Here is a 22839-nt window from a genome sequence, read left to right as displayed (position 1 = left end):
TCAGGAGACTGGAACATGACGTCTGTTCGCATCGTGGCGGCCGCGGTCTCCGCCGCCGTCCTGCTTGGAGGCACGCCGGTTGCTGCGGCCGAGTTCTCCTACGCCGCGGCCGGCGCGCCCTACAAGGGTCGGACGATCCGGGTTCTCGACGAGATCACGCCGCTCCAGGAGACGCTGTCCAAGATCGTGCCGGAGTTCGAGACGGAGACCGGCATCAAGGTCGAGTGGGAACTGCTCAACCACTTCGAGGTCATCAACAAGGGGCAGGCGGACATGCTGTCCGGCCGCGGCTACTACGACGTCGTCATGCTGCACGGCTTCCAGCTCGGACCGATGATCTCGGCCGACGCAATCCGCCCGATCGACGACCTGGTGGCGAACGCCAAGCTGTCGAACCCCGGCCTCGACGCCGCGGACTTCATCCAGTTGCCGTACAAGACCGCTGCCTTCAGCAAGGGCAAGCAGTACGCCTTCATCAACTGGAATTACAATCAGGTCTACTGGGCGCGTGCCGACCTGCTGACGAACCCCGACGAGATGAAGGCGTTCAAGGCGAAGTACGGCTACGATCTGGCGCCTCCCAAGACGATGGAGCAGATGCGCGACATCGCCGAGTTCTTCACCCGCAGGAAGGGCGCGATGCTCGCTGGCAAGCCGCTCGAGAGCGACTTCTACGGGATCGTGCTCGAAGGCATCAAGGGCGGCTCGACCTTCCCGGCGCTCTGGACCAACTTCATCAAGAACTATGGCGGCGACCTCATCGATGCGTCCGGCAAGGCGATCTTCGACAGCCCGGAAACCGTGGCTGCGCTGCGGATGTGGGCGCAACTCTGGAAGTTCGCGCCGCCTGGCATCGCCGAATACTCGCTGGTCGACGTGCCGACGGTGATGGGCAACGGCATCGCCGCACAGACGATCGCGTGGTCGGACTTCGTGCTCGGCGTCGACAAGAAGGGCGTGTCGCCGCTCGCCGGGAAGTTCGTCTACGCCACCGTCCCGGTGAAGGCGGGCCGCGAGAAAACCCGCTTCGCGGAGGCCGAACCGTCGGTCACGGCGATCAGCGCGGCGAGCAAGAACCCGGAGCCGACCTTCCTGTTCCTGCAATGGCTCGCCGACAAGAAGCAGCAGGACAAGCTGATTGCCATGGGCGAGGGCGGCGTGCCGATCCGCGAAAGCTCCTGGGCCGCGCCGGCGATCCGGGGCAGCGCCAACGCCAGCCTCTACGGCGCGATGCAGGCGACGCTCGAAGTCTCGGCGGCCAAGCCCAAGATGCCAAAGTTCTACGAGATCTACGACGTCATGAGTGGGATCGCCCAGGAGGTCGGCCTCGGCAAGCTGTCGCCGGAGGACGGCGCCAGGAAGGGTCAGGCCGAACTCCTGAAGCTCTGTCCGACGACCTGTCTGCTCTGAGAACGACACGTCGAAGCGCGGGTCCGTTCGCCGCTCATCAAGACGCAATGAAGGACCGACGATGGCGAACGCCGCAGACGCCGTAATCCTGGAGCCCGAGGCCGCCCGCGCGCGGCCCCGGATCTGGTACCCCTACCTGCTGATCGCGCCGTCGATGATCACGCTGACGGTGGTGTCGCTGATCCCGTTCCTCTACACCGCCTACATCAGTGTCCACGCGGCCAAGTTCGGCCGGGTGACCGACTTCGTCGGCTTCGCGAACTATGCGCAACTGCTGAACGACCCGCGGTTCTGGAATTCGCTAAGCGTCGCCGCGGTTTTCGTGTGCATCTCCGTGCCGATCGAGTTCATGCTCGGCCTCGTCGGCGCGCTGGTGTTGAACCAGAACGTGCGCGGCCGCGGCGTGATCGTGCCGTTGCTGTTCATGCCGACCATGATGGCCCCGATCGTCGTCGGCCTCTTGTGGAAGATCATGCTCGCCGGCTCGTGGGGGCTCATCTCCTTCAACGTGCTGGAGCGGTTCAACCTGATCGGCGAGACCTCCGCCTTCGCCTCGCCGACCTTCGCGCTCTACGCGCTGATCTTCGTCGACGTCTGGCAATGGACGCCGTTCATGATGCTGGCGTTCTTCGCCGGGCTTCAGGCGCTGCCCCTCGGCCCCTACCGTGCGGCGGCGGTCGACGGCGCCTCGACGCTGATGGTGTTCTTCAAGATCACGCTGCCGATGATGACGCCGCTGCTGGTGGTCATCGGCCTGCTGCGCTTCATCGACGCCTTCAAGGTGTTCGACACGGTCTACATCCTGACCGGCGGCGGCCCGGGGATCGCGACCGAGACGCCGAGCCTCTTCGCCAACAAGATGACCTTCGAGTTCTGGAACCTCGGCGAATCCTCCGCCATGGCGGTGCTGGTCTGGATCGCATTCTTCGCCTTCTGCAATGTCTTCTATCAGGTCGCCAAGAAGCGCCTGAACGCATTTTGAGGTTGACGATGGCTCGCACCGCCCGTGACGAACGCTCCGGCGGCTTCGTCTGGACCTCCATCGCCGTCGTCTACGCGATCGTCACGCTGTTCCCGATCTTCTGGATGGCGACGATGATGGTGAAGCCGAACGCGGCGATGTTCGCGCGGCCCACCGTCTGGCTGTTCACGCCGACGCTCGACCATTTCGACTCCGTGATCGCGAAGGGCTTCGCCTGGAGCCTGCTGACCTCCTTCGTGCTGTGCTCGATCTCGACCGCGCTCGTCGTCCTCATCGGCACGCCCGCGGCCTACGCCTTCGCGCGCTTCGAGATGCGGGCGAAGGACGACCTGTTCCTGTTCATCCTGGCGACGCGGATGGCGCCGCCGGTGTGCATGGTGATCCCGTTCTACTTCATCTTCGCCAAGATCGGCCTGCTCGACACCTTCACCGGCCTGACGCTCGCCTACATGACCTTCAACCTGTCGTTCTACGTCTGGGTGCTGCGCAGCTTCTGCCGCGACCTGCCCGTGGAGCTGGAGGAAGCCGCCACGCTGGAGGGCTGGTCGAGGCCGCAGGTGTTCCTGCGGCTGGTGCTGCCGCTCCTGCGCAACGGCGTCGTCGCGACGGCGGTGCTGTGCTTCATCTTCGCGTGGAACGAGTTCCTGTTCGCGTTCATGCTCGGCGGCAAGGCGGTGCAGACGCTGCCCGTGTCGATCCCGAAGCTCATCACCGGCCAGGGCGTGCGCTGGGGCGAGATGGCGGTGGTCGGCGTCGTTGCGCTCGCGCCGGTGCTCACCGTCGTCTTCCTGCTGCAGCGGCACATCATCCGCGGCCTGACGCTCGGCGCGGTGAAGGGATGACCGCTCCGCGCCGGACCGTCCGCCCTCGCTCGCGCTCCGGGGACACGAGCATGACCGCAGACCCGATCGTCGCCCGCAAGGACCCGCGCCTGCCGCCGCCGCTTACCGTCTCCGAAGGCGACGACTGGACCGACGCGCTGACTCTTCTGTCGCCCGCCGCCGCCGCGACGGTGGTCGCGGTCGTGCGCACGCTCTGCCCGCACGACGCCATCCCCGAACGCGTCTACCGCCGCACCGTCCTGCACATGGACCGGCTGTTCGCGGCGAGCCCGGCCGCGGCGCAGTTGGTAGCGGACGCCCTCGACACGCTCGACGCCGCGCTGCCGCTCCCGTTCAGGGACCGCTCCGAGAGCTACCGGGTCGCGAGCCTGAAGGCGATCGAGGCGACGCCTGCCTTCACGGTGCTCCAGCGGGCCGCCGTCCGCTTCTTCTACGACGACGTCGAGGTCTGGCAGGCGTGCGGCTACGAGGGCGCCGCCTCCGACATCGGCGGCTTCGTGCACCGCGGCTTCGACGACCTCGACTGGCTGCCGGAGCCGGCCGAGGCCGCCGGCGGGGAGATCTGAGCATGGCGACCTACGCGCTCAACGACGGCGACGTCGTCGTCGTCATCGGTTCCGGGGCCGGCGGTGGGACGCTCGCCCACGAACTCTGCGCCCACAGCCTGAAGGTCGTGGTGCTGGAGGCCGGCAGGCAGCTCTCCACCGACGATTTCGTCAACGACGAGTGGGCCGGCTACGCGATGCTGTCCTGGCTCGACAAGCGCACCGCCTCCGGCAACTGGCGCGTGGCGCGCGACCATCCGACGGCGCCGTCGTGGAGCTGCATGACGGTCGGCGGCACCACCACGCACTGGTCGGGCTGCTGCTACCGCTTCGAGGACTTCGAGCTTCGCGCCCGCACCGTCTACGGCGACATTCCTGGGGCCAGCCTGATCGACTGGCCGATCACGCTGGCCGAGCTCGAACCCTATTACGAGCGCGCCGAGGCGCGCATGGGCGTCACCGGCACCAACGGCCTGCCGCCGCTGCCGCCGAACAACAACTACAAGGTGATGCGCGCCGGCGCCGAGCGGCTGGGGCTGACCGTCTCGACCGGCCGGCACGCGATCAATGCGGTCCCCTACGACGCTCGTCCGGCGACGGTGCAGGACGGCTTCACCGTCACCGGCGACCGCAACGGCTCGCGCTGGTCGACGCACAATGTCGAGTTGCCGCGCGCCGCGGCGACCGGCCGGCTGGATCTGCGTTGCCAGTGCCGCGCCGTGCAGATCGAGCACGCGGCGTCGGGTCGCGCATCCGGCGTCGTCTACGTGGACGCGGACGGCGTCCGCCGGCGGCAATCCGCCCGCGTGGTCGTGCTCGCCGGCAACTGCATCGAGTCCTCGCGCCTGCTGCTGCACTCCACGAGCGCGCGCTTCCCGAACGGCTTGGCCAACGGCTGGGGTCATGTCGGCCGGCACTACCTGCGTCACGTCGTGCAGACGGTGTGGTCCGTGTTCGACAGGCCGGTCCACATGAACCGCGGCGAGATCATGGCCGGCTACATCTCGGATTTCGGGGGCCACGACCCGTCGCGGGGCTTCTCGGGCGGCTACCTGATCGAGCTGAACAGCATGGGGTTGCCGACCTGCGCGGCGTTCTTCGAGCCGGGCTGGTGGGGCAGGGACTTCGCGCAGGTGATGGAGCAGTACGCCCACATCGCCGGCCTCTTCATGACGGGCGAAGACATGCCTCAAGCCGGCAACCGGGTGACGCTGGGGGACGAACTGGACGCCTTCGGCGTGCCGGTGGCCAACCTCCACTACGACGACCATCCTAACGACTTGCGGATGCGCAACCACGGCTTCAGGATGCTGGCCGGCATCCACAAGGCTGCCGGCGCAAAGCGTTCGATCGAGGCGCCGCCCTACCCGGCGAGCCACAATCTCGGCTCCAACCGCATGAGCGCCCGGCCCGAGGACGGCGTGCTGGACGGCCACGGCCGCGCGCACGAATGCGCCAACCTGTTCATCGCCGACGGCAGCCAGTTTTCGACCGGCGGCGCACGCAACCCGACGCTCACGATCGTCGCGCTCGCGATCCGGCAGGGCGATTTCATCGCCGCCGCGGCGCGCGGCGGCACGCTGTGACGTTCCGCTCCCGAGGAGGCCCTCTCCATGAATCCCGCCGCGTTCGACGTCATCGACGGCCTGCCGCACTACAAGCTGTTCATCGACGGCACGTGGACGATGTCCTCCCGCAACAGGCTCGCCGACGACGTCAATCCCGCGACCGGCGCGGTCTTCGCCCGCACGCAGCAGGCGGGCGCCGAGGAGGTCGACCGCGCGATCGCGTCCGCGCACGCTGCGGCGCAGACGTGGGGCAGGACGATGGTCTCCGAGCGCGAGATCCTGCTGCTGAAGACCGCGGACGTCATCCTCCGCCGCACGCCCGAGATCCGCGACCTGCTGATCGAGGAATGCGGCTCGGTGTTCTCCAAGGCGCTGTGGGAGATCGAATACGTGGTCGACGCGCTGCGCTGTGCGGCCGGAGACGCGCGCCACGTCATGGGCGAGACCATGCCGATGACGATGCCGGGCCAAATCTCGATCTCGATCCGCAGGCCGCTCGGCGTCGTCGCCGGCATAGCGCCGTTCAACTCGCCGTTCCTGCTGTCGATGAAGAAGATCGCCTACGCCCTCGCAGCGGGCAACACGTTCATCCTCAAGCCGTCCGAGGAGACCCCCATCTCCGGCGCGCTGATCGCGGACCTGTTCGACGAGGCGGGCCTGCCGCCGGGCGTGCTGAACGTGATCCCGGGCGTGCCGGCCGAGGTCGGCGACCGCCTGATCGCCGACCCGCGCGTTCGGATGATCACCTTCACCGGCTCCACGCGCACGGGCCGGCATCTCGCCGTGGAGGCGGCCAGGCACCTGAAGCGGTTCACGCTGGAGATGGGCGGCAAGAGCCCGCTGATCGTGCTGGCGGACGCCGACCTCGACTACGCCGTCGACGCCGCAGCCTTCGGCATCTACCTGCACCAGGGGCAGGTCTGCATGGCGAGCGCGAAGGTGATCGTCGAGGCGCCGCTGTTCGACGCCTTCGCGGAGAAGTTCAAGGCCAAGACCGCCGGCATCAAGGTCGGCGACCCGCGCGACCCGGAGACCGTGATCGGCCCGCTGATCCGCGCCCGCCAGTGCGATTTCATCGACGGCCAACTCAAGGACGCCTCGGAGAAGGGCGCCACGATCGTCGCCGGCGGCACGCATGAGGGGCAATTCTACCAGCCGACCGTGCTCACCGGCGTGACGCCCGGGATGCGCATCTACCACGAGGAGAGCTTCGGACCCGTGGTCTCGCTGATCCGCGCCGAGGACAGCGAGGACGCGCTCCGGATCGCCAACGACACCGAATACGGGCTCTCGGCGGCGCTGATCACCAACGACATGCAGAAGGCGCTCGACCTGTCCCTGCGGCTGGAATCCGGCATGGTGCACGTCAACGACACCACCATTTCCGACGAGCCGCACGTCCCGTTCGGGGGCGTCAAGAACTCCGGCTTCGGCCGCGAAGGTGGACGCTACTCGCTGGAGGAACTCACGGAGGTGAAGTGGGTGACGCTGCAGATGGGCAAGCGGCTTTTCCCCTTCTGAAGCACCGTCCACGATCTTCGGATCCTGGACGGTGCTCTCATTGCCTTGTGAAGCCGCATTGTCTTCACGCGAGCCGGCATCCACCGCGCTGGAGAATGCTCCGGCAGGCTGCCGGATCAGCCCTCGATGATCCGCTCGTTGAGTTTCCGATCCACGGTCTGGACCGTCCGGTCGATCTCCGCATCCGGTGCGCCGAGCTGATCCGCGATCAGCTTGACCAGCAGATCGACCCGCTCGATGAAGGGCGCACCGTTGGCCACGGCGCGGGCCGCCGAAGAGGGTTTGAGAAGGCTTTCGGCAGCCTTGGCGTACTTCTCGAACGGCACCTGATCCTGCGGATCGGCGCCCAGGCGCCGGGCGATCGCATCCACGTGCTCGTAGATCGCGCGTGAACGGGCGAGGTCGCCGTGCACCGCGTCGTGGATCGAGCGCGGCTCGGTCGGCGTGATGCAGCGATAGTTGCCGGTCAGCAGCATCGACCATTTCGCCAGGGGGACGAAGAGCGAGGCGAACACCTTCAGCTTCACCGGGACGTCTTGGCCATCGAGCCGCACCGCGTCGATGTCCGCCTCCAGTTCCCGGAGCAGCCGGTTGTGCGCCTCGTCCTGGAACGTCGCCGCCTTGAAGTTCGTCGGCAGCCCGACGTGGAGGACGTTGGCGCCCTCGTCCGGCGGGCGGAAGGCCTGCGGGTCGGGGGAACACAGGGAGATCGAGCCCGGCTCGAACCGGTCCCAGACGGCGGCATTGGTGTAGGCGCGCTCCAGGTCCATCCCCGCAAGCGCCGGGATTCGCTTGAGATACGGCAGCGGCGGCATGTTCATGATCGAGAGGCAGGGCAGCTTTGCCGCGGCGATCTTGATCATGAGGACACGGAGCGTGTGGTTGTTGTATTGCGGCTCCTGCATGGCGAGGCCGACGAGATCGTAGCGGGACAGGTCGACGTCTTCGGGCGTCGTGGCATCCAGCCTGCCCGGCAGGTCCCGCGAGAGGATCGCGCGGTGTTCCGCCTCGTCGCGCAGCTTGATGCGCACCTCGGTGCCGTCGCGATTGATCAGGTCCGCGGTCTTCCTCCGGCAGACCAGAGTCACGTCGTGACCGGCCATCAGCAGCTTCGTCGCGAGCAGGGAGCCGTACGAGGCTCCGAGGATCAAGATCTTGCGCGACATACTTTCACTCCCCGAGTTTATAGTGCCATCTTCTTGAGATGTTTTTGCGCCTATCTGCTGGATTCCTACGCCCTCGAACAACCGAAGACAATCGCCGCCGGTTGTCGGGAAACGAAAATTTTATTTCTGCACGCAGAAGATATCTTTTCGCTTCAGGCTAGGCCGCCACGATCCCCGGTTGGCGCTCAGCGCGAGACCGGTCCCGGCACCTTCGCGTCCCCCGCCTGTCCGATCAGCGTGGCGAGGCGGCGCAGGGCGAGCGCGTAGCCCTCGGTGCCGAGCCCGGCGATCACGCCGTCGGCCCGCAGCGAGACGTAGGACCGGTGTCGGAAGGCCTCGCGCTGGTGGACGTTCGAGATGTGGACCTCGATCACCGGCCCCTCGAAGGCGTTGAGCGCGTCGAGCAACGCCACCGAGGTGTGGGTGAACGCGGCCGGGTTGATGGCGATGCCGCCGGCCTCCCCGCGGGCCGCGTGGACCCAGTCGATCAGCTCGTACTCGCGGTTCGACTGGTGGAACCGGAGGTCGAGCCCGAGCTCGCCCGCGAGCACGCGGCAGCGGGCCTCGACATCGGCGAGCGTCTCGCGGCCGTAGATCTCCGGCTGGCGCGTGCCGAGGAGGTTGAGGTTGGGACCGTTCAGCACGTAGACGAGGCGGCTCATGTCATCTCCTGCGGATCGGCCAAGGGAGGAGCGAAGGGGGCGGGCGAAGGGGGCGGGTGAAGGGCGAAGGGTCGCAAGGGGGGGCCGGCATCCCGGCCGCGTCGTGGACGGACCCGAGCCATGAACCCCATCGGCGGCCGCCTCAAGCCCGCCTCGCGCGGCGGTATGAGGATGCGGGCGCGGGCGGCGCGCCTTACGCTGACGGCGACGGTCGCCGTTCCTCGACCGGAACCGGGCGGCGTGACCGGCCGCCGCGCCTCAGCTTCGCGCGGCGCGCCCTGGGGCGTCCCGCGCCGCGGGCGGGCTTACCAGGAGAGCTGGAACCGCCCGATGACCGTGTCCGCGTCGATGCCGCGTCCGCCGGCGAGGGCCGAGGGCGCGGCGTGCGAGCGGACGTAGTCGGCCATGATCCGCAGGTTGGTGTCGGGGTACCACGACAGCCCGACCGTCACGTTCCGCTCGATCCCGCCGCGCACGCCGCCGTCGTCGAGGTCGATCGCCGAGAACCGCGCGGCGAGCTCGAACACCCCGAAGCCGCCGCGGGTGAGGCGCTGGGCTTCCCCGACCTTCACGCCGCCGAAGGCGGCGTAGGTCGTGCCGTTGAAGCGCGGCGCGATCCGGTAGGCACGGTTGTCGCCGTTGAGCACCCAGCTCGCCTGGACGGTGCCGCCCTGGAAGCTCAGGGGCCGCGCGCCATCGACGCGGCCGACCTCGGTGCGGATGTACTCGGCCGTCACCAGCAACGGGCCCGCGCGGTAGGCGACCTCGGCACCGATCCGGCCGATGCTGCCCGCGGCGCGGATGTCGCCGGTGTCGACGAGGGGCCGCGTGAACAGGAACGCCTCCGGCCGGCTCGACAGCGCAGGCGGGCTCCCGTCGCGCGGCAGGCTGCGGTAGCTCCCGGCGAGCCCGACATGCAGGGTCCGGCCGTCGTCGTTCAGGGGCGCCCAGGTGAGGCGGCTCGTCGAGGCGACGCCCTCGCCGCCGATGCCGGTGTTGGCGTTGCCGCCGAAGACGCCGGTGACGAAGGTCCAGGCCCCCTCGTGCCGGCCGATCGCGCCTCCAAGATTGCGCGCGGGCACGAGGGCGTCGGCGAGCGATCGCTCGGTGAACAGGATGTCGTTGTTGGAGGCCATCTGGTCGAGGCTGAACGGCTCCTTCTCGTTGCCGAGGCTGAGCAGCGTGCTCGGGATGCCGGAAAAGACGATCACCGCATCGTTGATCGGCGTCGCCGGGTCGGCGAGATCGTACTGGAAGCCGATGCCGACATCCTTGCCGAGGCTCAGGTTCGTCTCGATCCACGAGCGGCGCACGGCGATGGCGTCGGAGAACGGCTCGCCGAAGCCTGGCTGGCGGACCGCGCCGGCGCCGAAATCGAGGTGCAGCCGCCCGCCGACGCGCAGCGTCACGTCGTCGGGGAAGGTCAGCGTGAGGCCCTTGTCGTCGAGCCTCAGCCGCTCGCCGTAGGGGCCGGCCATGCCCGCGACCGCGATGGCCTCGCCCCGCGGCGCATCCTGCGCCCGCGCCCCCGCCGCGGCGGCACCGAGGACGAGCCATGCGGCGAGGCCGGGAACGCGTCGCACCGAGATCGAAACTCCAGGGCCGGGGCGCATCGCGCGGGACGGTCGTCCACGCGGAAACGCCGATCGCTGGGATGGGACCCGTGCCGGAATTGCCGCGACCTACACGTCGTTGCCGAGGCGCGCCGAACGGCCCGTCACGGCCGGGTTCCCGCCTGCGAGGCTCGGCGGAGCGTCCTGGCGGCCGCCGGGCACGACGACGAGGCGCTGGACCTCGCCGCTGAGGTAGGCTTGCAGGAAGGCTTGGTAATCCTTGAACGAGACGCAGCCGTTCGAGGCTCCGTCCGGCCCGAGCATGTAGGTGTGGGCGAGCAGGCCGACGCGCCCGTGGACGGCGCCGCTGCCGCCGGCCGGCGTCAGGCGCAGCGCCCGCACCCCGTGGAACAGGTCCTCGCGCTCGGTGAGGTCGTAGGTGCCGGGCGGCGTCGCGCCGCGCATCCGCAGGTGGACGTTGCGCGGGTCGTCCATGCTGTCGCCGAGGCCCGAATGGGCCTCCAGCCTGACGCCGTTCGGCAGGGTGACGATGCGCGCGCTGATGTCGTAGACCGCGGTGCGCGCCGGATCCGGGTTCGGGACCGGCGAGAGCCGCCGGCGCGGCGTCGCGTCGAGGCTTGGCGCCTCCAGCGCCGCGTAGGCCAGGGCCGGCGCGGGCGGTGCCCCGACGTTGAACAGCTTCTCGAGGAAGGTGCGGTCGTCGACCGCCGGCGCCGGCGCGGCCGCGCTCCGCGTCCGGCGCGCGGCCTGCCTCTCCGCCCGGCGCACGATCTCCGGACCGGCCGGACGGCGGAATTCCGGCGGACGGGGCACCGGCAGGGGCACCGTCTGCGCCAGCCGGGCGGGTTCGTCGGCCGTGGGCGCATCCTGCGTCGGAGCCGGCTCCTGCCGCGCGAACGGCGTGGGCGGCTCGGCGCCGGCCGGAGGCCGCTCCGAGGACCAGTCGGGAAAGGCGTCGCGCAGGGTGTCCTGCCAGTGCCGGCGCGCCTCCGGTCCGAGCGTCGGGCTCGCATCCGCCATCGCCACCTCGCCGGCGGATGCGGCGGCCGTCGGTTCGCCGACCGTCCCGCTTTCGGCGGACGGCGGTGCCTGCGGCTCCGTGAGGCCGCCCAGGACGACACCGCCCGAGACGAGGGCGGCGAGGATCGCCACGGATGCGGCCCTGCGGACCGCACGGTTGCGGACACCGCGGAGGGTATGGCCAGCCGACAGCGAAGAGTCTCGTACCGAAGGGTCTTGGACCAGAAGGTCTCGGACCAAAGGCTCTCGGACCATGCGGACGCCGCCCGTTTCCACACGGATGCCAGCGAGCCAGCCCGGCCCTCGCATGACGATCATGCGCGCGCCGCTGGAGAAGCACCGTTCCGGCCCGATCGGCCGCCGTGGAAGAGGCTCGGTGCGCCCGGCTTTTCTTGGGCGGCAATATGGTTGACCGGCGACGAATCCTGGCCTTCGCGGGGCCGGCGCAGGCGGCGCGCCGGCCCCGAAGGTCCCCGCCGGACGACCGAGGTGCCGGAATGCGGGCAGGCGTCGACCGGGCGCTGCGCGCGGCGGCCTATTCCCCGTCGATCTGCCGCCCCATCAGTGCGATGGCGCGCTGGTACACCGAGGCCGCGTTCCAGCCCTGGAGCGCCGCGAAATTCGCCTCGCCCGGCTGGTAGCCGGCGCCGGCCTGCCAGCCGTGGCCCTTCAGGAAGTTCGCGGTCGAGGTCAGGGCGGCGCCGACGTTGTTGAGGTCGCCGGTACCGTAGGTGAGGACGTTCTTCGGCAGGAACTGGGTGTGGCCGACCTCGCCGTGCGCGGCGCCGCGGGTGCTCGCCGTGAGCAGGCCGCGGTCGACCAGCGTCAGCGCCGCGTAGAGCTGGTCGGTGAAGTAGGCGGAGCGGCGGCAATCGTAGGCGAGCGTGGCCACCGCCGAGAGGGTGTTCACGTTGCCGCGCACGGCACCGAAGCCGGTCTCCATGCCCCAGATCGCCAGCAGCGGCCCGGGCGGCACGCCGTAGCGTTGCTCGATCGAGGCGAACAGGGCCGCGTTCTGGCGCTTCAGCCCGCGCCCGCGGGAGACGATCGTCGTGGCGCCGCGCTTGGCCAGGAACTGGTCGAGGGACAGCTTGAAGCTCCGCTGGCCGCGGTCCGCCGAGATCGTCTGCGTCGAGTACGCGGTGCCTATGAGCGCCGACAGGCTCGCCGCGCTGGCCCGGCCGCGGGCCTCCTCGGAGAACTGGCTCTTCCACGCCTCGAACCCGGCCGCCGTGTTGCCGCACTGGGCCGCGTCCGCCCGGCCGGCGACGCAGACGAGCGCCGCGAAGGCCGCGGCGGCCAGGATGTCGCGCAGCTTAGGGTCGGTCACTCGAAACTCCTTCGGCGAGAGGCTGGGAAACGTGGGGCGGTTCGGCCACAACGAATGGCGCATCGGCGCCGCCCGCCGGTTCCAGGCCGTCCAAGACGCTGTCTAGCGGGCGGCGCGGCGCGATAGAACCCCGCCTCCGACTTCGAGGACAAGTTCATGAACGTTGTTGCAGATCTGTGCATTGTGCCGATGGGCGTCGGGCCCTCGGTCTCGGCCTACGTGCGGGAGATCAAAGCGCTCATCGAGGCAAGCGGCCTCGACGCGCAGATGCATGCCAATGGCACCAACATCGCGGGCGAACTGTCCGACATCTGCAAGCTGATCGAGCTGTGCGAAGACAAGCTCAGCGCGTCCGGCGTCCAGCGCGTCTTCTACACGATGGCGTTCTCGTCGCGCCGGGACAAGGCGCAGTCCATGGCCGACAAGCTCGCCGCGGTGTCGTAGGCCGCCGTATCCGAGCGGGCGCCGCAGGTCGAAGCGGGCGGAGGGCCGCGAGGCGCGCGGAAGCCCCGCCCCGCTTCAGGTCGGCGCCGTCCGGGTCAGGCCAGCGTCGAGAGGTCCTGGAACCAGTGCTGCGCCTGGGTGTAGCCCTTCACCTTCGGCGAGAGCGCGTGCGGGTTGGTGTCGTGCACGACCCAGACCTGCACCGCGTCGTCGACCACGATCTCGTGGATGCGGGCGAGCAGCGTGTCCTGCTCGGCCGGGTCGAGGCTGGCCTTGACCTTGTCGCAGAGGGCGTCGACCTCGGCGTTCTTGTAGTGGCTCCAGTTCACGCCGTTGGGCGAGATTTGCTTCGAATCGTAGAAGCGCAGGATCGCGTAGAACGGGTCGGAGGTGACGTAGGCGATGTTGCCGGCCGAGATGCCCTTCTGGCTCGGGTCGGCCGCGCCCTGGCGCCAGCCGGTATAGGCGACCTCCAATTCCACCGTCTTGAAGTCCACCTGGATGCCGACCTCGGCCCAGCTCTGCTGCACGAACTCGTTGATCGGCAGCGACAGCATCTGGCCCGTGCCGCCGGTGGGGATCAGGATCGTGGCCTTGACCGGGTTCTTCACCGAGTAGCCGGCCTCCTCGACGAGTTTCCGCGCCGCCTCCACGTCGGTCTTGATCTCGAACTTCGGCTTGCCGAACCACGGGCTCGACGTCTGCACCTGCCCGATCGCGGGCGCGGCCAGCCCGCCCATCAACTGCACCACGCCGGCACGGTCGATGGCGAGGTTGGCCGCCTTGCGCAGGCGCAGGTCGCGCCACGGGCTGCCCTCCACCATCGACAGGTGGTAGTTCCAGACGTGGGGCGTGTCGTTGCCGACGATGCGCATGCCGGCGGCCTTGAGGCGCGGCACGGCGTCGGGTGCCGGCAGCTCGATCAGGTCGACGTTGCCCGAGAGCAGCGCGTTCACCCGGGCGAGGTCCTCGGGGACGCAGGACAAGGTGAGCTTGGCCAGCTTCGGCATCCGCTTCGGGTTCCAGTAGGCCTCGTTGGCCACCAGTTCGAGCCGCACCCGCGGCTGCAGCACGCCCATCCGGTAGGGGCCGGTGCCCGACGGCTGGAACGCGAACTTCGCCCAGTCGCGGCCGACCGCCTCGAACTGCGCCGGCGACGAGATCAGGAACCACAGCATCTGGTACGGGAACAGGCTGTCGAGCGCCTTGGTCGTGACCTGCACGGTCATCGCGTCGAGCTTCCTGTAGGAGGCGACGCCGGGCAGGCGCGGCCTCACCTGCGCCGCCTGGCGCTGGTCGAAATGCGGCGCCTCCTTGTTGAGCACCTTGTCGAAGTTCCAGATCACCGCGTCGGCGTCGAAGGCCGAGCCGTCGTGGAACTTGACCCCGTCGCGCAGGCGGAACGTCCAGTTCCGGCGCTCGGAGGGGTCGCTCTCCCAGGAGGTGGCCAGCCCCGGCACCATCTTGCCGGGGCGGTCGGAGACATCGAGCTCCCAGGCGACGAGGGGATCGTAGAGGGTCAGCCCGGTGAACTGGTAGCCGCCCGCGCCCTTGTCCGGCTGGCCGGTGGTCAGCGGCAGGTCGGACATCGAGATGCCGTAGGTCAGCGTGCCGGAGGCGGATTTCGCCGCGGCCGGCGCCGCGCCCTGGGCGCGCGCCGGCGGAGCGGACACTTGCCCGCCGGCGCCGAGGGCGCCAAGCGCGGCGCTTCCCAGCATGACGGTGCGGCGCGTGAGCGTGTTCTTGTCCATCGGGCACTTTTCAAAACGGGGTGGCGGCGACCCGCGCGTGGTACGGATCGCCGACGCCGTCCGTTGGCCGGACGGCATCGCGATCCCGGAACGAGACGATCGCGCCCCGCTCCCCGTTTTGCGGGCATCGTGCCTATGAGGAAGGCATACACTATGCCAAGCCGCCGGCGACGGCCGGCCGAAAGGAGGCTTCGGCTCCTACGTCACCACGCTCGGCTCGGCCCGGCCGGTGAGCGCCGCGATGTCGGCGATCGTGCGCGCCAGCGCCACGACCGGCGCCAGCACGTCGGCGACCGGCCGTTCGAGCCGGTCGGGAGCGGCCTCGTAACGCTCGACGTAGACGCGCAGCGTCGCGCCGGCGGTGCCGGTGCCGGAGAGCCGGTAGACGATCCGCGCATCCTCCGCGAAGGTGATGCGCACGCCCTGGCGGTCGCTCACCGCGCCGTCGACGGGATCGACGTAGCGGAAGTCGTCGGCCGCGGCGACCGTGAAGCCGTCGATGCGCTGGCCCGGCAGGCGCCCGAGGTTGTCGCGAAGCCCGTCCATCAGGCGGTTGGCGGCCTCCGATTCGATCTCCTCGTAATCGTGGCGGGTGTAGTAGTCGCGCCCGAAGGCGGCCCAGTGGTCGCGCACGACCGCGTCGGCGCGCTTGCCGGTGGCGGCGAGGATGTTGAGCCACAGCAGCACCGCCCAGAGGCCGTCCTTCTCGCGGACGTGGTTCGAGCCGGTGCCGGCGCTCTCCTCGCCGCAGAGCGTGATCAGGCCGGCATCGAGCAGGGTGCCGAAGAACTTCCAGCCCGTCGGCGTCTCGTAGGCCGCGATCCCGAGCGAGGCCGCGACTCGGTCGGCGGCCCGGCTCGTGGGCATCGAGCGAGCGATCCCGGCAAGCCCCCCCGCGTACCCGGGAGCGCAGGCGGCGTGGGCGCTAAGGATCGCGAGGCTGTCGCTCGGGGTGACGAACAGGCCCGGCGCGACGATCATGTTGCGGTCGCCGTCGCCGTCCGACGCCGCACCGAAATCCGGGGCGTCGGGGCCGAGCATCAGGTCGTAGAGCGCGTGCGCGTGGACCGGGTTCGGATCGGGGTGGTGCCCGCCGAAATCCTCCTTCGGCACGCCGTTGACCACCGTGCCGGCGGGCGCGCCGAGCATGCCTTCGAGGATGGCGTGAGCGTAGGGGCCGGTGACCGCGCTCATCGCGTCGAAGCGCATGCGGAAGCCGGAGGCGAACAGGCGGCGGATCGCGTCGAAATCGACGAGTTCGGCCATCAGCGCGGCGTAGTCGGCGACCGGGTCGATCACCTCCACCGCCATCTCGCCGATCCGCGCGGTGCCGAGGGCGTCGAGGTCGAGGTCGGGCACGTCCGCGATGCGGTATCCGGTCAGCGCCTTCGTCGCCGCGAAGATCGCCGCGGTGACGCCCTCCGGCGCCGGGCCGCCGTTGGCGGTGTTGAACTTGATGCCGAAATCGCCGTCCGGGCCGCCGGGATTGTGGCTCGCCGACAGGACGATGCCGCCGACTGCCCCGCATTTGCGGATCACGCAGGAGGCGGCCGGCGTCGAGAGCAGGCCGCCGCGGCCCACGAGCACCCGGCCGAAGCCGTTGGCGGCGGCGATCTTCAGGGTGGTCTGCACCACCGTGCGGTTGAGGAAGCGACCGTCGCCGCCGAGCACCAGGGTGGCGCCGTCACGCTCCGGGATGGTCGCGAAGATCGCCTGGACGAAGGTCTCGACGTAGTGCGGCTGGCGGAAGACCGAGACCTTCCTGCGCAACCCCGACGTGCCGGGCTTCTGGTCGGAGAACGGGGCCGCCGGCACGTTCCTGACAACCATATCCCGGCACCTCCCTCGAACGGTCGCCCAAGAACGCCGTTTCGGACAGGCGGTCAATCATCCGCCCGGACCGCCCGCGAGAAAGCGCGCCACCAGCATCCGCGCGAGGTCGGCGGGGGGCGTCGCGGTCAGCGCGCCGAGCTTGCCCGAGGTCGAGAGCGAGGCGAGCCCGTGCAGGGCCGCCCACAGAGCGGCGACCGCGCAGGCACGCTCGGCCGCATCCGGCAGCAGGGGCGCGAGCGTCGCATCGACCACGTCCGTGGCGCGGGCGAGCGCCTCCCGGTGCCAGACCGGCACCGGCGTGCCCGGCGCCGGCGCATGCTCAAAGACGAGGCTCCAGACCGCCGGATCAGCGGCGACGAAGGCGAGATAGGCGTCCGTCAGCGCGAGCGCCTTCGCCCGCGGCGGCACCTCCGGGTCGAGGGCCGCGCCGAGCGCCGCGTGCAGCCGGTCGAAGGTGCGGGCGTTCACCCGCAGAAGCACCGCGTCGAGGTCGCCGACCGCGTTGTAGATCGAGTTCGGCGCATAGCCGATCGCCGCCGCCAGCGGCCGCATCCCGAGCGCGCGCACGCCGTCCCTCCGGACGATCGTCTCGGCCGCCTCGCAGACCAAGGCGACGAAGCCGGCGCGGTCCACCTCGCCGCGGGGGCCCGCGGCACGCTTCTTTACGGTCTTCACGGTATGGGATCCGGCTGCTCCCGTGCGGTGGCGCACGGGGTGAAGCGATAGATTGCACGGCGTGCAAGAACAAGGTTGAACCCGCGCGCGGATCAGCTAGTTTGCACGTTGTTCAAAAATCGGGAGCCGCTCCGGCGCAGGCCCGATTTGACGCGACCGCGCAGGTTGAGCCAGTCATGGCCCAGCCGGGGAGAGTGCCATGTTCCGTTCATTGATGACCGCCCGGCGCTTCGCGCCGCTGTTCTGGTGCCAGTTCTTCTCGGCCTTCAACGACAACTTCCTCAAGAACGCGCTCGCCTTCCTGATCCTGTTCAAGGTGTCGGAGGGCTCCGATTCCAACGCCGGCATCTTGGTCACGCTGGCGAGCGCGGTGTTCATCGGCCCGTTCTTCCTCCTGTCGGGCTTAGGCGGCGAACTCGCCGACCGCTACGACAAGGCGGTGATCGCCAAGCGGCTGAAGTTTGCCGAGATCTTCGCCGCCGGCACGGCCGTGCTGGGCTTCTCCCTCGGGTCCGTGCCGGTGCTGTTCGTGGCGCTCGGGCTGTTCGGGGCGATCGCCGCGCTGTTCGGCCCGATCAAGTACGGCATCCTGCCCGACCACCTGCGGCGGGAGGAACTGCCGGCCGGCAACGCGCTCGTCGAGGCCGCGACGTTCCTGGCGATCCTGCTCGGCACCATCGCTGCGGGCTTCGCCAGCGCCATGGGCGGCTCGCACCTCGTGTTCGGCGGCCTGATCATGGTGTTCGCGGTGCTGTGCTGGCTCGCGGCGCGCCTGATCCCGCGGACGGGGGAGGGCGCGCCCGACCTGAGGGTCGACCGCAACGTCGCGCGCTCCACCGTGGCGCTGCTGCGCGACCTGTGGGGCGACCGCCGCCTGTGGCGCGGCTCGCTCATCGTGAGCTGGTTCTGGCTCGTCGGCGTCGTGGTGCTGTCGCTGCTGCCGCTCTTGGTGCGCCACGACTTCAACGGCTCCGAGACGGTGGTGACGCTGTTGCTCGCGGTGTTCTCGGTCGGCATCGCCATCGGCTCCGGCCTGGCCTCGTGGCTGTGCAGCGGGCGCATCGTGCTGCTGCCGACGCCGGTCGGCGCGCTGCTGATGGGCGTGTTCGGCCTCGACCTCGCCTGGACGGTGGCCCACCACGCGCCCGGGGCCGGCGCGGTGATCGGCGCGGACGCGTTCCTGCGGACCGGCGCGGGCCTGCGCGTCGCGATCGACTTCCTCGGGCTCGCCATGGCCGGGGGCCTCTACATCGTGCCGTCGTTTGCCGCGGTGCAGGCCTGGACCGACAAGGACAAGCGCGCGCGCATCATCGGCGCCGTCAACGTGATGACCGCGGCCTTCATGGTGGCCGGGACGCTGGCGCTCGCCGCCCTCCAAGGGGCCGGCTTCTCGACGGCGACGCTCATCGCGCTCGTCTCGGTGCTGAACCTCATCGTCGCCGCGGTCGTGCTCGCGACGCTGGAGACGAGCCCGTTTCGCGACGTCCTCTCGATCCTGTTCCGGGCGTTCTACCGGCTCGAAGTGCGCGGCCTCGACAACGTCGAAAAGGCGGGCCCGAACTGCATCGTCGCGCTCAACCACGTCTCGTTCCTCGACGCGCCGCTCGCCCTGTCGCTGCTCGACCAGGAGCCGGTCTTCGCGATCGACCACGGCATCGCGCAGCGGTGGTGGGTGAAGCCGTTCCTGGCGCTGACCAAGGCGATGCCGCTCGATCCGACGCGCCCGCTCGCCACGCGCACGCTCATCAACGCGGTCAAGGCCGGCGAGACGCTGATCATCTTCCCCGAGGGGCGGCTGACCGTCACCGGCAGCCTCATGAAGGTCTACGACGGCGCCGGCCTGATCGCCGACAAGTCCGGTGCGATGGTCGTGCCGGTGCGCATCGAGGGCCTGGAGAAGACCGCGTTCTCGCGGCTCTCACGGACCCAGGTGAAGCGGCGCTGGTGGCCGAAGGTGATCGTCACCGTGATGCCGCCGGTGAAGCTCACGGTCGATGCGGGCCTCAAGGGCAAGGCCCGGCGGCAGGCCGCGGGTGCGGCCCTCTACGGCATCATGTCGGAGCTGGTGTTCCGCACCACCGACATCGACCGCAGCGTAATGACGGCGCTGATCGAGGCCGGCGACCGCTACGGCTGGCGCCGCACCGCGCTCGAAGATCCGGTCTCCGGCACGCTCAGCTACGCCCGCCTCGTGATGGGTGCCAACATCCTTGGCCGCAAGCTGATGCCGATGGCAGGCGAGGGGAAACCGATCGGCCTGATGCTGCCGAACGCCAACGGCGCGGCGGTCACGTTCTTCGCGCTGGCCTCGGCCGGCCGGGTGCCGGCAATGATCAACTTCTCCGCGGGCGCCGCCAACATCCTCTCGGCCTGCAGGGCGGCCGAAGTGTCCACGATCCTGACCTCGCGGGCCTTCATCGAGAAGGGGCGGCTTGGGGTGCTCGTCGAGGCGATCAAGGACAATGTGAAGCTCGTCTACCTGGAAGACGTGCGTGCCACGGTGACGGCGGGCGACAAGCTCCGCGGCCTCCTCGCCAAGCGGGCGCCGCTCGTCGTCCGCACGGGCGAAGATCCCGCCGCGATCCTGTTCACCTCGGGCTCGGAGGGCACGCCGAAGGGGGTGATGGTCGCCCACCGCAACATGCTGGCCAACGTCGCCCAGGTCGCCGCGCGGATCGATTTCGGCCCCCCCGACAAGGTGTTCAACGCCCTGCCGGTGTTCCACGCCTTCGGGCTGACGGCGGGGCTGGTGCTGCCGCTGATCTCGGGCGTGCCGGTCTACCTCTACCCGTCGCCGCTGCACTACCGGATCGTGCCGGAACTGGTCTACGGCTCGAACGCGACGGTGCTGTTCGGCACCGACACCTTCCTCACCGGCTACGCACGCGCCGCCCACGCCTACGACCTGCGCTCGCTCCGCTACGTCGTCGCCGGCGCCGAGCCCGTGAAGGAGATCACCCGCAGGACCTACGCGGAGAAGTTCGGCCTGCGCATCCTGGAGGGCTACGGCGTCACCGAATGCGGGCCGGTGGTCGCGGTCAACACGCCGATGTTCAACCGCTTCGGCACCGTCGGCCGGCTGGTGCCGGGCCTGGAGCACCGCCTCGATCCGGTCCCCGGCCTCACGGAGGGCGGGCGGCTCGTGGTGCGCGGCCCCAACATCATGCTCGGCTATCTGCGCGCGGACAAACCCGGCGTGCTGGAGCCGCCGCCGGACGGCTGGCACGACACCGGCGACATCGTCGCCATCGACGCGCAGGGCTTCGTCGCGATCAAGGGCCGGGCCAAGCGGTTCGCCAAGATCGCCGGCGAGATGGTGTCGCTCGCCGCCATCGAGGCGCTCGCCGCCGACCTCTGGCCGGATTCGCCGAGCGCGGTCGCTGCGGTCCCAGACCCGCGCAAGGGCGAGCGGCTGGTGCTGTTCACCGAGCGCAGGGACGCAACGCGGGCCGCCTTCCAGAGCTTCGCCAAGGGGCGGGGCGCATCCGACATCGCGATCCCGACCGATGTCGTGGTGCTGGAGAAGGTGCCGCTGCTCGGCACCGGCAAGATCGATCAGGTGGCGGTGACCCAACTCGCCCTCGCGCGCGTCGCGGCACCGGAGGCGACCGCGGCCGCGTGAAGGAAAAACGCCGGTGGCTCCCGCGACGGGGCGGCATATAATGCCGGACGATCCGGTCCCGCTAAGAGTCCGCCTATGACCTCCCGCATCCCGAACTTCTCCGAGATCGCGTGGGCGGGCGATGCGCTCGCCGTGCCGCAACCGGCGCCGGGCGAGCCGTGGATGACCCCCGAGGGCATCCCGGTGAAGACCCATTACGGGCCGGAAGACCGTGCGGGCCTGGAGTTCCTGAACACCTATCCCGGCCTGCCGCCGTACCTGCGCGGGCCGTATCCGACGATGTACGTCACCCAGCCCTGGACGATCCGGCAGTACGCCGGCTTCTCCACGGCCGAGGATTCGAACGCGTTCTACCGGCGCAACCTCGCCGCCGGGCAGAAAGGGCTCTCGGTGGCCTTCGACCTCGCCACCCACCGCGGCTACGATTCCGACCACCCGCGGGTGTCGGGCGACGTCGGCATGGCGGGCGTCGCGATCGATTCGATCTACGACATGCGCACGCTGTTCTCCGGCATCCCGCTCGACGAGATGACCGTGTCGATGACGATGAACGGCGCGGTGCTGCCGATCCTCGCCCTCTACATCGTGGCCGCGGAAGAGCAGGGCGTGCCGCCGGAAAAGCTCGCCGGCACGATCCAGAACGACATCCTCAAGGAGTTCATGGTCCGCAACACCTACATCTACCCGCCGAAAGGTTCGATGCGGATCATCTCGGACATCTTCGCCTACACCTCGCAGAAGATGCCGAAGTTCAACTCCATCTCCATCTCCGGCTATCACATGCAGGAGGCGGGCGCGACGAACGACCTGGAGCTGGCCTACACGCTCGCCGATGGCGTCGCGTACATCAAGGCCGGGCTGGCCGCCGGCCTGACTATCGACCAGTTCGCGCCGCGGCTGTCGTTCTTCTGGGCGATCTCGACGAACTTCTTCATGGAGGTCGCCAAGATGCGCGCCGCGCGCCTGATCTGGGCCAAGCTCGTGAAGGAGTTCGATCCGAAATCGGAGAAGTCGCTGCCGCTGCGCACCCACGCGCAGACCAGCGGCTGGTCGCTCACCGCGCAGGACGTGTTCAACAACGTTACCCGCACCTGCATCGAGGCGATGGCCGCGACCCAGGGCGGCACGCAGTCGCTGCACACCAACGCGCTCGACGAGGCGCTGGCGCTGCCAACGGACTTCTCCGCGCGCATCGCGCGCAACACCCAGCTTTTCCTGCAACAGGAGAGCGGCACCACCCGCATCGTCGATCCGTGGGGCGGCTCGTACTACGTGGAGAAGCTCACCGCCGACATCGTGGCCCGCGCCTGGGGGCATATCCGCGAGGTGGACGAACTCGGCGGCATGGCGAAGGCGATCGAGGCCGGCATCCCGAAGCTCCGGATCGAGGAGGCGGCGGCGCGGGCCCAGGCCCGGATCGATTCCGGCCGGCAGACGATCGTCGGCATCAACAAGTTCAAGTCCGACGACGAGACGAAAATCGAGTTGATGCGCGTCGACAACGGCAACGTCCGCACCCTCCAGATCGACAAGCTCAAGCGCCTGCGCGCGGAGCGCAGCCAAGCCGACGTGACCGCCCGTCTCGACGCCCTCACCACGGCGGCGGAGGGGGAGGGGAACCTGCTGGCCCTCGCGGTCGAGGCCGCCCGCGCCAAGGCGACGGTCGGCGAGATCTCGGATGCGCTGGAGAAGGCGTGGGGCCGGCACCGGGCCGAGATCCGCTCGATCTCGGGCGTCTACAAGCGGGAGGTGGGGGGCATGTCGCCGGTGGTCGAGGAGGTGCGAAGGCTCGTCGAGGCCTTCGAGGAGAACGACGGGCGCCGGCCGCGCATCCTGGTGGCCAAGATGGGCCAGGACGGGCACGACCGCGGCCAGAAGGTGATCGCCTCGGCGT

The 22839-nt window shown here is 69.6% G+C and carries 17 protein-coding genes; 9 read left to right on the top strand and 8 right to left on the bottom strand.

Features of this window, described 5'->3' with window-relative positions; genetic code table 11:
* Positions 1 to 15: 15 nt before the first annotated feature.
* From ACFE86_RS04745 to ACFE86_RS04720, 6 genes are all read left to right on the top strand, one after another.
* Entirely contained in the window at positions 16 to 1410 is a 1395-nt protein-coding gene (locus ACFE86_RS04745; RefSeq protein WP_375454175.1) for an extracellular solute-binding protein, read from the top strand.
* A 61-nt stretch (positions 1411 to 1471) separates the two neighbouring features.
* On the top strand, positions 1472 to 2392 hold the full coding sequence (locus ACFE86_RS04740; RefSeq protein WP_375454174.1) for a carbohydrate ABC transporter permease: 921 nt from the start codon (positions 1472 to 1474) through the stop codon (positions 2390 to 2392).
* Positions 2393 to 2400: 8 nt separating this feature from the next.
* Positions 2401 to 3234, top strand: a complete 834-nt coding sequence (locus ACFE86_RS04735) for a carbohydrate ABC transporter permease (protein WP_375454173.1) — start codon at positions 2401 to 2403, stop codon at positions 3232 to 3234.
* Between the two features lie 50 nt (positions 3235 to 3284).
* On the top strand, positions 3285 to 3800 hold the full coding sequence (locus ACFE86_RS04730; RefSeq protein ID WP_375454172.1) for a hypothetical protein: 516 nt from the start codon (positions 3285 to 3287) through the stop codon (positions 3798 to 3800).
* Positions 3801 to 3802: 2 nt separating this feature from the next.
* On the top strand, positions 3803 to 5365 hold the full coding sequence (locus tag ACFE86_RS04725) for a GMC family oxidoreductase (protein ID WP_375454171.1): 1563 nt from the start codon (positions 3803 to 3805) through the stop codon (positions 5363 to 5365).
* Positions 5366 to 5392: 27 nt separating this feature from the next.
* On the top strand, positions 5393 to 6868 hold the full coding sequence (locus tag ACFE86_RS04720) for an aldehyde dehydrogenase family protein (protein WP_375454170.1): 1476 nt from the start codon (positions 5393 to 5395) through the stop codon (positions 6866 to 6868).
* 116 nt (positions 6869 to 6984) lie between these two features.
* On the opposite strand, the gene ACFE86_RS04715 is transcribed toward ACFE86_RS04720, so the two are convergent.
* The 5 genes from ACFE86_RS04715 to ACFE86_RS04695 all read right to left on the bottom strand — a co-directional run bounded on the left by ACFE86_RS04715 (position 6985) and on the right by ACFE86_RS04695 (position 12620).
* Complete coding sequence (locus tag ACFE86_RS04715; protein WP_375454169.1) at positions 6985 to 8034, bottom strand: ketopantoate reductase family protein; 1050 nt, start codon at positions 8032 to 8034, stop codon at positions 6985 to 6987.
* A 185-nt stretch (positions 8035 to 8219) separates the two neighbouring features.
* The gene (gene aroQ / locus ACFE86_RS04710) at positions 8220 to 8696 is read right to left on the bottom strand and encodes a type II 3-dehydroquinate dehydratase (protein WP_375454168.1); all 477 of its coding nucleotides are present in this window, start codon (positions 8694 to 8696) and stop codon (positions 8220 to 8222) included.
* 305 nt (positions 8697 to 9001) lie between these two features.
* Positions 9002 to 10279 carry an OprO/OprP family phosphate-selective porin gene (locus tag ACFE86_RS04705; RefSeq protein ID WP_375454167.1) on the bottom strand — a complete coding sequence of 426 codons (1278 nt, stop codon included), beginning with the start codon at positions 10277 to 10279 and terminating at the stop codon, positions 9002 to 9004.
* 99 nt (positions 10280 to 10378) lie between these two features.
* Entirely contained in the window at positions 10379 to 11422 is a 1044-nt protein-coding gene (locus ACFE86_RS04700) for a DUF2778 domain-containing protein (RefSeq protein ID WP_375454166.1), read from the bottom strand.
* Positions 11423 to 11825: 403 nt separating this feature from the next.
* A complete protein-coding gene (locus tag ACFE86_RS04695) occupies positions 11826 to 12620 on the bottom strand; it encodes a lytic transglycosylase domain-containing protein (RefSeq protein ID WP_375454165.1) in 795 nt (264 codons plus the stop codon).
* A gap of 156 nt (positions 12621 to 12776) precedes the next feature.
* Between ACFE86_RS04695 and ACFE86_RS04690 the strand changes: the two genes are divergently transcribed.
* Positions 12777 to 13064 (top strand): MTH1187 family thiamine-binding protein, encoded by a 288-nt coding sequence (locus ACFE86_RS04690; protein ID WP_375454164.1) that lies wholly within the window; start codon positions 12777 to 12779, stop codon positions 13062 to 13064.
* A gap of 95 nt (positions 13065 to 13159) precedes the next feature.
* On the opposite strand, the gene ACFE86_RS04685 is transcribed toward ACFE86_RS04690, so the two are convergent.
* The 3 genes from ACFE86_RS04685 to ACFE86_RS04675 form a co-directional block, all read right to left on the bottom strand.
* The gene (locus tag ACFE86_RS04685) at positions 13160 to 14815 is read right to left on the bottom strand and encodes an ABC transporter substrate-binding protein (RefSeq protein WP_375454163.1); all 1656 of its coding nucleotides are present in this window, start codon (positions 14813 to 14815) and stop codon (positions 13160 to 13162) included.
* Positions 14816 to 15013: 198 nt separating this feature from the next.
* The gene (locus tag ACFE86_RS04680; RefSeq protein WP_375454162.1) at positions 15014 to 16645 is read right to left on the bottom strand and encodes an alpha-D-glucose phosphate-specific phosphoglucomutase; all 1632 of its coding nucleotides are present in this window, start codon (positions 16643 to 16645) and stop codon (positions 15014 to 15016) included.
* A 57-nt stretch (positions 16646 to 16702) separates the two neighbouring features.
* Positions 16703 to 17323, bottom strand: a complete 621-nt coding sequence (locus tag ACFE86_RS04675; protein ID WP_375454161.1) for a TetR/AcrR family transcriptional regulator — start codon at positions 17321 to 17323, stop codon at positions 16703 to 16705.
* A gap of 199 nt (positions 17324 to 17522) precedes the next feature.
* On the opposite strand from ACFE86_RS04675, the gene ACFE86_RS04670 reads away from it, so the two are divergent.
* Both ACFE86_RS04670 and scpA read left to right on the top strand, forming a co-directional pair.
* Complete coding sequence (locus ACFE86_RS04670; RefSeq protein ID WP_375454160.1) at positions 17523 to 20945, top strand: acyl-[ACP]--phospholipid O-acyltransferase; 3423 nt, start codon at positions 17523 to 17525, stop codon at positions 20943 to 20945.
* 75 nt (positions 20946 to 21020) lie between these two features.
* Positions 21021 to 22839: methylmalonyl-CoA mutase (gene scpA, locus ACFE86_RS04665; protein WP_375454159.1), on the top strand; the 1819-nt coding region annotated here is incomplete at its 3' end.

It is taken from the genome of uncultured Methylobacterium sp., assembly GCF_964244095.1.
In the GTDB taxonomy this organism is placed as follows: domain Bacteria; phylum Pseudomonadota; class Alphaproteobacteria; order Rhizobiales; family Beijerinckiaceae; genus Methylobacterium.
Note: the sequence above shows the minus strand (reverse complement) of the source record. Positions and strands in the feature narration are given on the sequence as shown.